The following is an 11,178-nucleotide window of genomic DNA, read 5'->3' as shown; positions in this document are numbered from 1 at the left end:
GCCGACTGCGCACAGGACGCGGCGTGCGGGCAGAGGCGGCGACGAGCATGGTGCACGGTGGACGGATCCTCATCGTCGACGACCACCCGGTGGTGCGCCGAGGGCTGCGCACCATGCTCGAAGGCGAGTCGTGGGTCAGCGAGGTCTTCGAGGCGGCGACCACCGCCGAGGCGATCAGCACGGCCGTCGGCGAGCGGATCGAGGTGATCGCGATGGACGTGACGCTGCCGGACGGTGACGGTGTCGACGCCACCGCGCGGATCATCCAGTCCCGCCCGGAGACCAAGGTACTGATGCTGACCATGGCCAACGACGAGGAGATCGTGGCTCGGGCGCTGCGGGCCGGCGCCCGGGGCTACGTGCTCAAGGACACGGATCCGGACGCCGTCATCGACGCGCTGCGCACCGTCGCCCAGGGCGGGGTGGTGCTGGGTCCGGGCATCGGGCCGTCGGTACTCACCGCGATGCACCGGGGGCCGGCCGAGCTGCCCGCCCCGTTCAACCAGCTCACTGCCAGGGAGCGGGACATTCTCGGCCGGCTCGCCTTCGGAGACACCAACGCCAAGATCGCGCGACACTTCGGGCTCAGCGAGAAGACGGTACGCAACCAGCTCTCCGCCATCTTCGCGAAGCTCGGTGTCGCCGACCGGGTCCAGGCGGCGCTGCTCGCCCGCGACGTCGGACTCGGCACCTGAACCGTTCCGCCGTTCCGCCCGGTCGGCCCAGTCACAGGTCGAGGTCGACGACCAGCGGGTAGTGGTCGGAGGCGGACTCGGCCGCTCCGCCGGTCACCACCCGGGGCGGCCGGGCCAACCGGGCGAGCGGCGGCGTGCCGAGCAGATAGTCGAGTCGCATCCCGGTGAACTCGACCCCGCCACCGGCGCTGGTCGGCACGGTGTCCGGCGGCTCCACCCGCCCCGCCGGCCCGGCGCCGCCCGCCGGCCCGGCAGCACGGTCGCCGGCCGGCGGCTCCAGGTCGGGGCTCGCCGCCGAGAAGAGGTCCACGAAACCCGCCCGGTAGAGCGCGGCGACCGCCCTGGTGTCCACGGTCACCCCGTCCGGCATCAGGTGCCGCCCCCGGTACTCCGGTGGCAGCCGGCTGATCCGCTCGGCGTGCCGGCCGTCCGGGTCGAGCGTGTTCAGGTCGCCCATCAGCAGGACCAACCGCTCCGGCAGCGACCCGCGGTCCGGCCGACCGCCGTCCCGCATTCCCCGATGGCCGCGCCGGGTTCCGCCGGCCGCGCCGACCAGCCAGCCGGCCTCGCGCAGCCGGCGCCGCCCGGAGTACGGGTGCAGGTGCGTGCCCAGCACGGTCAGCGGCCCCCGTTCGGTGGCCAGCACGATCCGCTGTGCCCCGTGGTGGAACGGGCGGCGCACCGGTGCGACCCGGAGCGGCTCGACCGGCGGGCGGACGAGTACGGCCACCGGCTGCCCGAACCAGCCGCCGGTCAGGTACGCCCGCATCCCCAGCCGCCCGGCGACCGCGTCGAGCCGCCGGCTGTCCCGGCGCAGTCCGCGAAGTTCCTGCAACGCCAGCACGTCCGGCCGCTGGTCGGCGACCACCTGGAGTACCCGGTCCAGCCGGCTCGGGTCGCCGCCGTCCAGCCCGCCGTTCTTGATGTTGTACGTCATCGCCCGCACCCGGCACCCACCCCGTCCGGTCCACGTGAAGCTCATCCGCCGGTGGGGGTGTGTCTGGTCTCGGCCACCCCCCGGCGGACGTGCGTCTGGTCGTCAGTCCGGGCGTGCCGCTCGGGCCAGTTCGTCGTCGAGACTCGACAGCCCGGCCGGCGAGCTGGGCACCTTTTCCCGCTCCGCCGTCCGCGCACCGCCGTCCGTGTTGTCCGGCACCCCCGGATCCGCGTCGCCACCGTCCCGGCGCCGCTCGTCCCGCCCGGCAGCGCCCCGTTCCGCCGGGCCACCGTCGGAGAGATCCTCGTTGGGGCGTACCACGAGCCAGAGTAGGCCGATCCAGAGCGTGGTGAGCAGCATCGCTCCGGCGAAGTCGCTCGGGTGGTGCATCCCCCGGTACATCCGGGAGGTGGCCACCAGCAGCGGCATGACGACCGCGGCCAGTACGGTCAGCCAGCGCCACCAGCGGTCGGTACGCGGCATCACCAGCAGGGCGATCGCCACCCACAGGCACATCGTGGCCGCGATGTGCCCGGACGGGAAGGACGCGGTCGGCAACTGGCCGTCCAGGTGCTCGACCGGCGGGCGGGGCCGGTCCACCGCGCGGGCCGTGGCGAGGAAGAGGGTCAGTTCGCCGAACATCGTCAGCGCGAGGAAGAGCACCGGACGCCAGCGCCGCCACCAGGCCAGCACCAGCGGGCAGAAGACCAGCGAGACGAGCAGGATGGCGTGCGTGTCACCGGCCTTGCTGGCCAGGTAGCTGAGGTGGTTGAGCGTCTCGGTCCGGTGCGCGGCGAACCAGGCCGGCACCTCCCGGTCGAGGGTCTCGACGAAGGTCCCGCCGAGGCGGTAACTGACCAGCATGCCGAAGCCGTAGAGCGCGCCGAAGACGAGTACCCAGCCGGTGAGCACCTCCGCGACGGCCGCCCGGGGATGGTTCAGCACGTGGTCCTCGGCCGGCGCCGGGGTGATCTCCCGACCCGCCTCCGGCTCCAGCCCCTCGCCGAGCGGCCGGACCGGGCGGCCCCGCTCGCGCCGCCACAGCCGGAAGGCGTACGCGGTGACGCCGAGCCAGGCGATGCCGAGCAGCCAGCCGGCGAGTACGTCGGTCAGGTAGTGCACGCCGAGCGCGACCCGGGTAACCCCGACCGCCAACACCAGGGCGATCACCAGGCCGATCGCCAGCTTGCGCCACCGGGGCCGCATCGCCGGCAGGAAGACCAGCAGCAGGGCACCGTAGGCGACCATCGACCCGAGGGCGTGCCCGCTGGGGAAGCTGTTGCCCGGCGCCGAGGCGACCGGGATGTCGACCACCGGCCGGAGCCGGCCCACCAGTTCCTTCATCGACGGGTCGAGCACCAGGGCGCCGAGACCGGTGACGATCAGATATACGGCCAGCCGGCCCTGCCGACGGATCAGCAGGCCCAGCACCGCGATGGTGACCAGCCAGATCATGATCGGCCGCCCACCCAGCGAGGAGATCGCCTCCAGCACGGTGACCAGGCCGCCGTTGGCCGAGACCAGCTCGTTGAACCAGGCCGCCGTCTCGTGGTCGGCCCGGTGCAGCGGGCTCCAGTGCACCCTCACCAGCAACAGGAGGATTCCGAACCCGGCTCCGGTACCGGCGACCAGCGCCCATCCGGCCAGGCTCCGTTCGGCAAAATGCCCGAGAGGTCGCCGCAACACTTCGCTCACGGTGGCCACGCCAGGCTCCCTTCTCGATCCTGGCCTGCCGGTACCCGGCACGCGGCCGGCGTACACCCGTCAGCGCTCGCGCGGCTCCCCGCCCGAGCCGACGACGTTGGCGGCCGGAGTGTCGGCGGCGGCGGCCGGAGTGTCGGCGGCGGCCGGCCCGGCACCGTCCGGCCCCGCGCCGGCCCGGTCCTCGGCGATGCGCGGGCCGGGTACGCCCGGACCGAAGGTCACCGCCGGATCGATGTCCATGATGTTCAGTTGCCCGGGGTCGGTCCGGTCGGGCTCCCAGCGATCCGGTTCGGCCGGCTCGTGGTCGCCGATGCGCAGTGCCTCCAGCTGGGCGGCGAAGGCCAACCCGCCGAAGAGCGCGATCCCGGTCAGGTTGGCCCAGAGCAGCAGCGCCATCATCCCGGTCAGCGCACCGTAGGTGGCGCCGAAGGCGTCGCTGTAGGACACGTACCCGGCAAGCAGCACACTGGCCAGCCACCACAGCGCGATGCTGAACCCGGCGCCGAAGAGCAGCCAGGACAGACCCGGCTGCCGGCGGCGGGGCGCGTGCCGGAACAGCACCGCCACCGCGAAGACGGTCAGCCCGAGGCTCAACGGCCAGCGCAGTACGGCCCAGGTGAGGCCGACCGACGGCCCCCACCAGTCGTAGTGCCGTTCCATCGAGCGGCCCATCTCGCCGCCGCCGACCAGGATGAAGAAGCCGGCCAGTGCGGGCGCCCCGGCGGTGAGCGCCAGGACGGCGGACCGGAGGTACTTCCACAGTGCCGGCCGGTCCCGCTCCACCCCGTAGATCCGGTTCGCCCCGCGCTCCACCTGGGCCATCGTGGTGGTCAGCGCGAACAGGCCGGTGAGCAGGCCGAGGGCCAGGGCAAGCTCGCCGGCGTCCTCGGTCTGCTCCGTGTCGACAAGCAACTCCTTGACCATCTGGTCGCTGGCGCCCGGCGTCAGCGCGATCACGGTGTCGGCGACGACCAGGCCGCCCTCGTCCGCACCCAGGTTACTGATCAGACCGGCCAGCGCGATCATGAACGGCACCACGGCGAGACAGAGTTGCAGGGCCAGGGCGCGGGCGTGGCTGAACGCGTCGCCGTACCGGAACCGGATGAAGGCGTCCCGGACCAGGTGCCAGCCGCCGTGCCGGCGCAGGGTGTGCCAGGCGTCGTCGGCGGAGAGCTCGTCGTCCGGCATGCACCGGGTCTCGGGTACCAGCCGGGTGCTGCTCACCGCGCCTCCTCCACCCGCCGCTCACCCCGCTCGGCGACCGCGTCGGCGTCCTTGGACAGGTCCGGCTCGCTCTCCGGCCTCGGCACGCAGAGCCAGAGCGCGTCGGGGCGTACCGACACCTTCAGGGAGCGGCCGGCGGGGATGACGTCCCCGTCGAGTTCGCGCGGCTGGGCGCGGTTGCTGGTGATGGTGACCCGGCGGCCCCGCAGCACCTCCATCCTGGGCACCCGGTGGCGTCGCCGCAGCACCGCCCAGCCGAGCGAGAGCCAGTGGTTGAGGGTCCGGGGGGTCAGCACCGCCACGTCCAGGTAGCCGTCGTCCGGCTCGGCGTCGGCGAGCAGGCGTACCCCGCCCTGCAGCCGCCCGACGTTGGCGACCAGAACCGTCCGGGCCCGGCGGCGCCGGGGCGGCTGGTCGTCGATCCGGATCGACACCCGCATCGGCCGGTCCCGCAGGTGCCGCAGCGCTCCCATCACGTACGCGGGCCAGCCGACCCGGGCCTTGGTGGTCTCGGAGGTGGCTTCGAGCATCTTGGCGTCGAAGCCCATCCCGGCCATCACCGTGAAGTACTGGTCGCCGCAGGAGCCGACGTCGATCCGCCGCCGGCCCTGCTCGATCGCCACCTCCAGGCCGGCGGCCAGGTCGTTGGAGATTCCGAGGTTGGCGGCGAGCAGGTTGCCGGTGCCCGACGGCAGGATCGCCATCGCCGCCTCGGTGCCGACCAGGGCACCGACACAGGACATCACCGTGCCGTCGCCGCCGCAGACGAAGACCACCTCGGCGCCGGCCTCGATCGCCTGCCTGGCCTGCCCCTGACCGGGGTCGTCGACCGTGGTGGTGTACCAGTCCGGTTCCGGCCAGCCGGCGGCGGCCAGTGTCTCGGTGACGGTCCGGCGCAGCCCGTCGAGGTCGTCCTGTTTCGCCGGGTTGACCACCACCGCCGACCGGGGGCCGGCCGGACCGCCGGACCGGGAACCCGCCGTCCGGGAATCGGCCGGCACGCCGGCCGGCGCGTCGTCCGTGCTCTGCTCGTCCGCCTTCACGGCCGCCAGTGTGCAGCAGCTTGCCGCCCGGAGCGACCCGGACCGGCGTGAGGTTTTCCGCACGCCGGGCAGGTTTCGGCGGTCAGCCCGGCCGGCCGGCGCCGGTCAGGCGGCCTCGCGGAAGGTGTCGAGGGTGCGGCGGCGAAGCTCGGCCGGGTCGAGGCCGGCCTCGGCGAGCAGCAGCGCGGCCAGGCCGTTCCCCTCCCGGAGCAGCCCGAGCAGGATGTGCTCGGCACCGATCTCCCGGTGCCGGAGCTGGATCGCCTCGCGCAGGGCCAGCTCAAGCACCTTTCTGGCCCGGGGCGAGAACCGGCCGGAGAACTCCCAGCCGCCGAAGAGCCTGCGTCGGGCCGACGGGGGCGACGGTGCCTCCAGGGCTCCCTCGCCGAACGACTCCTCCAGCCTGGCCCGGACCGCCGCCAGGTCGATGCCGATCGCGCGCAGCGCCTCGGCGTCGCGCTCGCCGAACTCCTCGGTGTCCCGGTCGATCCTCCGGTCGATCGCCTCGGTCACCCGTGCGGCGTCCAGGCCGGCCCGGTGCAGCAGCCCGGCGACCGAACTGCGCTGCTCGTCGAGGAGGGCGAGCAGCAGGTGCTCGGTGCCGACGTTGCGGTGCCCCAGCCGCTCCCGCGCCAGCACGGCCCCCCGGACCACGTCCCGGGCCTGCACCGTGAACCGCTCGAACATCATGCCCCTCCCTGGGTACGCGCCGACGCCCGGCCGGCGTGCTTCTTGTGTACTCCCTGCCTGCTGACTTCCAGCGCGTCGGCGATTTCCTGCCAGGACCAGCCCTGCCGCCGGGCGTTGTCGACCTGGACGATCTCCAGGCGCTCCAACAGCCGGCGCAGGGCCACCACCGCACGCAGCCCGACCCGTGGGTCGGTGCTGCCGGCCGCCGCCGCCAGATCCGTTGCCTGACTCATGCTGTCAACATAGGTTGACATGGCCCAACTGTCAACCCAAGTTGACATCATCCGGCGAGAGCACCGGGGATCGAGTGGTGCGGCGATTGTCGAGTGGCGCGGCGTCCACCCGTTTGAGTTCGGTCCAGCCGGTCCAGCCTCGCTGCCTGAGCAACTCGATCAGCCGACGGGCCGGCGGCACGCTGTCGAACACCAGCGCGTCCATCAGTTTGACCAGCGGTGGCTCGATGCCCGTGTCGTCGACGTAGTCCTCGCCCAGCTCGTCGGCCATCCGGGTGAGGTAGGCAGCCAGTTCGTCGGCCAACTCGACCAGCCGCGGGTCGTCCTCGGCACGGTCGAGTGCCCGACCGAGGGTGAGATAGAAGTCGACGAGCCGCGGGTCGGCGAGCTGCTCACGCTTGCGTGCCATCCACTCCGGGACCCGCTCGGGTGAGCGCGCGGCCAGCGGGATCCAGCCGTCGCGCTCAACCTGAACGATCCGCTCGTCGACCCCGAGCGCCCGCAACCGGTCGAGATAGTCGACCACCATCGGCGGAAGTACCAGGTTCTCCCCGGAGGTGAGCCGGGCGATCCGCTCCCGGCGCCGCTGCCGCTGCCGGATCTCCGCCCGTAACCGCTTGTCGATCTCGGCGACAGCCGCCCGGAACTCCTCCTCGCCGGCCTGGAGCAGCTCCCGTACCCGGGTGAGCGGAACCCCCGCCTCGGCGAGGGTCCGGATTTTGATCAGCTCGACCATGGCGGTGGCGTCGTACCTGCGGTAGCCGGAGTGGTCCCGCTCCGGCTCCGGCAGCAGGCCCCTGGCGTGATAGTGCCGAACCGCGCGCACCGTCACGCCGGCATAGAACGCCAGTTCACCAATGGTCAACATCACGTCAGTCTGCTACGCGCCGGGCAAGAAGCCGGCTCGGCCGGCTACACCTCGGGTCCCGCGGATGATCTGGGCGATCTCCGGGGCGTGGGTGAAGGCGAGCCGGTGGTCGGCCTCGAGCCAGAACGTGGCGACGTGCGGCTGCTCGCGGACGAGCCGCTCGACTCCGGCACGCCAGTTCTGGTTGAGACGCGGCGCCGGTCCCTCGCCGCCGTCGCCGGCCATCGAGGTCGACATGATCATGCTGATCGGCCGGTCGATCGTCCGGTACCGGTCCAGGATTCCGGACCGGACCACGTCGACCTCGACGTTGAGGTCGAAAATCTCCTGGGCGGTGAGCAACACCCGACGGGCGGCGTCCCGCCCGGACCCCTGCTGCGCGGCCAGCTCCTCCCACATCGCGAGAAAGTCCGCCGCGTCCGCCTCGGTGACGAACGGTTCGGGCACCGGGTTCGCCCCGTCGACGAGAACAAGCTCGGCGACGGTGCCAGGATGCTCGGAGGCGTAGTGCACGGCCAGGTCCGCACCCAGTGAATAGCCCACAAGCACGGGCGTCGAGGGCAGGTCGAGGCGGTCCAGCTCCGCCATCACGGCAACGAGATCACCGAGGAAAGCCTCGAAGGAGTACCGGTCGGCGGCGGAGGTGTGGCCGTGGCCGCGCAGGTCGAAGGTCAGCACGTCGTGGTCGTGCCGCAGCAACCCGGTCAGCTCGCGCAGGTCTGCCTGGGTCGAGTTCAACCCGGGGCACAGAACCAGCGGTCGTCCCCGACCGCCCCGGGAGACCGGGATCGTGACGCCGGCGTGCCGGATCGTGAACTGCCGTACCGCCCGGTCGCCTCTTGCGGCCCGCTCCCTGCCGTCGCCGTGCCCGCCGTGCGACCTGCGCGATCCGGCCAGCTCCGCAGCACTTGTTCCGTCGGTCATGCCACCATGCTCGAAGGTTGACCCTGGGTCAGGGTCAACCCGCCTCCGCCACCCGCCAGGGCGCGGCGTCTGGCACCATCGGCACGATGCCGGCCACCCGCCACTCCCGCCACCACCAGGTCTCGACCTGGCTCACCGCCCGCGACGACGCCGAGCTGGCGGCGATGCTGGCCGGCGCGCCCACCGTCGCCGTGGGCGTGGGCGGCGGCTGCGTCAGGCTCGACGTCGAGGGCGTGCCGGTGTTCGCCAAACGGATTCCGATCAGCGACCGGGAACTGGCCAGCCCGCACAGCACGGCGAACCTCTTCGACCTGCCGACCTACTGCCAGTACGGCATCGGCGGACCCACCTTCAACGTCTGGCGCGAGTTGGCCGCCAACCTCGTCGTCAGCGAGGCGGTCCTGGCCGGCGAGACGGAATCCTTCCCGCTGCTCCACCACTGGCGGGTGCTACCCGGCCGACCGCCGACAGCCGCCGAGCACCTCGACGTCGATGCGGTGCTCGCCCGGGTCGGTGGCGCTCCGGCTGCGGGTACCCGGCTCGCCGAACTGGCCGCCGCGACCCACAGTCTCGTGCTCTTTCTCGAACACGTTGGCTTTGCACTGCCCGAGTGGCTGAACGAGGACCCGGTCGGCAGAATCGAGACCGCCGAGCGGCAGATTTCGGAGACAGTGGCCTTCCTACGCGACCACGAACTGCTGCACATGGACGGGCATCTCGGCAACATGCGGTCGGACGGTGATCGGATCCACCTCGTCGACTTCGGCCTGGCCACCTCACCCCGGTTCGATCTCTCCGAGCCCGAACGCGGCTTCGTCGCCCGGCACGCCGGCCACGATGCCGGATACGCCGCGATGGTACTGGTGAACTGGCTCGTCACCACTGTCGGCGGGGTGCCGACTCCGGTCAGCGGCGGCCCTGTCGCCCGCAACGAGTACGTGCGTCGGTGTGCCGGCGGTGACATCCCGGCCGACGTACCCACGGTGGCAGCGGGGATCCTCGCCCGGCACGCTCCGGCAGCGGCCAGGATGAACGAGTTCTACTGGCGGTTGTTCGACGGCGACGTGCACGCCGAATATCCCGGTTCCTGAACGAGGACCCGGTCGGTCGACCCACGCTCGCTGCCGGGCTGGACGGCCGGGGTTCGGCGCCGAACCCGCGGGGTATAGGACACGCGTTCGAGAAAGAGGAGATGAGCATCGTGGCCGAACGCAACCCGGAGAAGGACCCCGAGCAGTGGGTGACCGGCGACGAGCCGCCGACCGGACCGCAGGAGTCGTACCTGGGCACCCTCGCCCGGGAGGCCGGTCGGGACGTACCGGACGACCTGACCAAGGCGGAGGCGTCGCAGCTCATCGACGAGCTGCGGGAGCAGACCGGTCGCGGCGGCCAGGGCTGAGCCGCACCCCGGTGGTTCCGGAGCAGGTGGCCGCCCCGCCGTCCGGCGGGGCGGCCGTCCGGCAGGTACCCTCGGCCGGTGTTCTCGCCCCAAGGCCCCTCCCTGCGTGAACTCTGCGTCCAGGCGCTCTCCTCGGTGGAGCGCGGTTACGACCTGCTGGCTCCCAAGTTCGACCACACGCCCTTCCGCACCCCGGAACGGATCCTCGGGGCGACCACCCGGGCGCTGGCCGAACTCGGACCGTTCGACGACGGGCTGGACGTGTGCTGCGGCACCGGCGCGGGCATGCGGGTGCTCGGTCCCCTGTGCCGAGGACGGACCACCGGCGTCGACTTCAGCGCCGGCATGCTTGCGCAGGCCCGCAGCGCACACCCGGACGCCACCTGGGTACGCGCCGACGCCCGCGCCCTGCCCTTCGTCGACGCCTTCGACCTCGCGGTCAGCTTCGGGGCGTTCGGGCACTTCCTGCCCGACGAACGGCCGGCATTCTTCGAGGGGGTGTACCGGGCCCTGCGGCCCGGCGGGCTCTTCGCCTTCGCGATCGGCACGCCGCCACCCGCCACCTCGGCCTGGCACTGGGCCACGCTCGGATTCGACCTGGTGATGCGGGTCCGCAACGCCGTGTGGCGCCCACCCTTCGTCATGTACTACCGCATCACCCCGCTGCCCGCCCTCCGTGCCGACCTGACGGCGGCCGGCTTCGCCGCGACGACCGAACCGCTGACCGACCTGGGCAGCCATCGGGACGGCAGCCCGGGCTACTGGCTCGTCCTGGCCCGCAAGCCGGCCGTCGCGACCTGAACGCACGCACCGACAAGTCGGGCCGGGCGGACCGGTTCAGGAGACGGCGGCGCGGAAGGCGGTGGCCCGCAGCCGCAGCGCGGCCAGGTCACCGCCCTGGGGCGCGGTGCCGAGCAGCGCCTCGGAGGCGCCGACCGCCAGCGCACCCGCCGCCAGGTATTCCGGAGCGGACTCGACGTCCACCCCGCCGAACGGCACGAACGGGACGTCCGGGAACGGCTCCCGGAGCGCCCGCAGATAGGCCGGGCCGCCGAGCGAGGCGGGAAAGAGTTTCACCGCCGCCGCGCCGGCCAGGCTGGCCGCGACGACCTCGGTCGGGGTCAGCGCGCCGACCAGGACCGGCAGGCCGAGCCGGACCGCCTCGGCGACCGCCGGGACCAGTCCGGGCGTCACCACGAAGGAGGCGCCCGCCTGTTCCGCCTGCACCACGTCGGCCTCGGTGAGCACCGTACCGGCGCCGAGCGGCGCGTCCGGCCCCAACGCCGCCCGGGCCCGGACGAGTACCCCGGCCTCGTCGCGGGAGGTCAGCGACACCTCGACCAGCGCGATTCCGGCCTCCGCCAGTGCCAGTACGCTGGCCAGCGCCGCATCCGGGTCGTCGCCCCGCACCACGGCGAGCAGCCGGTGTCGGCGCAGCACTTCCGGCAGGTTCACCGTCCC

General features: G+C 72.7%; 13 protein-coding genes. 4 read left to right on the top strand and 9 right to left on the bottom strand.

What is annotated here, in order from left to right:
* Positions 1-23 precede the first annotated feature (23 nt).
* Positions 24-695: a response regulator gene (locus tag ACN28A_RS26750; protein ID WP_421399421.1), complete on the top strand. Its 672-nt coding sequence runs from the start codon at positions 24-26 to the stop codon at positions 693-695.
* A 31-nt stretch (positions 696-726) separates the two neighbouring features.
* On the opposite strand, the gene ACN28A_RS26745 is transcribed toward ACN28A_RS26750, so the two are convergent.
* The 8 genes from ACN28A_RS26745 to ACN28A_RS26710 all read right to left on the bottom strand — a co-directional run bounded on the left by ACN28A_RS26745 (position 727) and on the right by ACN28A_RS26710 (position 8,318).
* Complete coding sequence (locus ACN28A_RS26745; protein ID WP_421399419.1) at positions 727-1,632, bottom strand: endonuclease/exonuclease/phosphatase family protein; 906 nt, start codon at positions 1,630-1,632, stop codon at positions 727-729.
* Between the two features lie 102 nt (positions 1,633-1,734).
* Entirely contained in the window at positions 1,735-3,336 is a 1,602-nt protein-coding gene (locus ACN28A_RS26740; RefSeq protein ID WP_421399418.1) for a phosphatase PAP2 family protein, read from the bottom strand.
* 60 nt (positions 3,337-3,396) lie between these two features.
* Entirely contained in the window at positions 3,397-4,560 is a 1,164-nt protein-coding gene (locus tag ACN28A_RS26735) for a YihY/virulence factor BrkB family protein (RefSeq protein WP_421399416.1), read from the bottom strand.
* Positions 4,557-5,495: a diacylglycerol/lipid kinase family protein gene (locus tag ACN28A_RS26730; protein WP_421404652.1), complete on the bottom strand. Its 939-nt coding sequence runs from the start codon at positions 5,493-5,495 to the stop codon at positions 4,557-4,559. The genes ACN28A_RS26735 and ACN28A_RS26730 overlap by 4 nt, the downstream gene beginning before the upstream one ends.
* Positions 5,496-5,708: 213 nt before the next feature.
* Positions 5,709-6,293, bottom strand: a complete 585-nt coding sequence (locus ACN28A_RS26725; RefSeq protein WP_421399414.1) for a Clp protease N-terminal domain-containing protein — start codon at positions 6,291-6,293, stop codon at positions 5,709-5,711.
* Positions 6,290-6,526: a helix-turn-helix domain-containing protein gene (locus tag ACN28A_RS26720; protein WP_421399412.1), complete on the bottom strand. Its 237-nt coding sequence runs from the start codon at positions 6,524-6,526 to the stop codon at positions 6,290-6,292. Before ACN28A_RS26720 ends, ACN28A_RS26725 begins: the two co-directional genes overlap by 4 nt.
* 31 nt (positions 6,527-6,557) lie before the next feature.
* Positions 6,558-7,394, bottom strand: coding sequence for a MerR family transcriptional regulator (locus ACN28A_RS26715; protein WP_421399409.1), 837 nt, complete (start codon positions 7,392-7,394; stop codon positions 6,558-6,560).
* Between the two features lie 12 nt (positions 7,395-7,406).
* Positions 7,407-8,318: an alpha/beta fold hydrolase gene (locus ACN28A_RS26710; RefSeq protein WP_421399406.1), complete on the bottom strand. Its 912-nt coding sequence runs from the start codon at positions 8,316-8,318 to the stop codon at positions 7,407-7,409.
* Between the two features lie 86 nt (positions 8,319-8,404).
* Here ACN28A_RS26710 and ACN28A_RS26705 point away from each other — a divergent pair, with 86 nt between their 5' ends.
* From ACN28A_RS26705 to ACN28A_RS26695, 3 genes are all read left to right on the top strand, one after another.
* Positions 8,405-9,409, top strand: a complete 1,005-nt coding sequence (locus ACN28A_RS26705) for a serine/threonine protein phosphatase (protein WP_421399404.1) — start codon at positions 8,405-8,407, stop codon at positions 9,407-9,409.
* Positions 9,410-9,510: 101 nt separating this feature from the next.
* Entirely contained in the window at positions 9,511-9,717 is a 207-nt protein-coding gene (locus ACN28A_RS26700) for a DUF3072 domain-containing protein (RefSeq protein ID WP_421399401.1), read from the top strand.
* A gap of 78 nt (positions 9,718-9,795) precedes the next feature.
* Positions 9,796-10,518 (top strand): class I SAM-dependent methyltransferase, encoded by a 723-nt coding sequence (locus tag ACN28A_RS26695; protein WP_421399399.1) that lies wholly within the window; start codon positions 9,796-9,798, stop codon positions 10,516-10,518.
* Positions 10,519-10,554: 36 nt separating this feature from the next.
* On the opposite strand, the gene ACN28A_RS26690 is transcribed toward ACN28A_RS26695, so the two are convergent.
* On the bottom strand, positions 10,555-11,172 hold the full coding sequence (locus ACN28A_RS26690) for a bifunctional 4-hydroxy-2-oxoglutarate aldolase/2-dehydro-3-deoxy-phosphogluconate aldolase (RefSeq protein WP_421399397.1): 618 nt from the start codon (positions 11,170-11,172) through the stop codon (positions 10,555-10,557).
* Positions 11,173-11,178 lie beyond the last annotated feature (6 nt).

Origin of the sequence: Plantactinospora sp. WMMB782, from assembly GCF_049179135.1 — a bacterium.
Classification (GTDB): domain Bacteria; phylum Actinomycetota; class Actinomycetes; order Mycobacteriales; family Micromonosporaceae; genus Plantactinospora.
The sequence above is the reverse complement of the archived record's forward strand: the minus strand, read 5'-3'. Positions and strand labels throughout refer to the sequence as shown.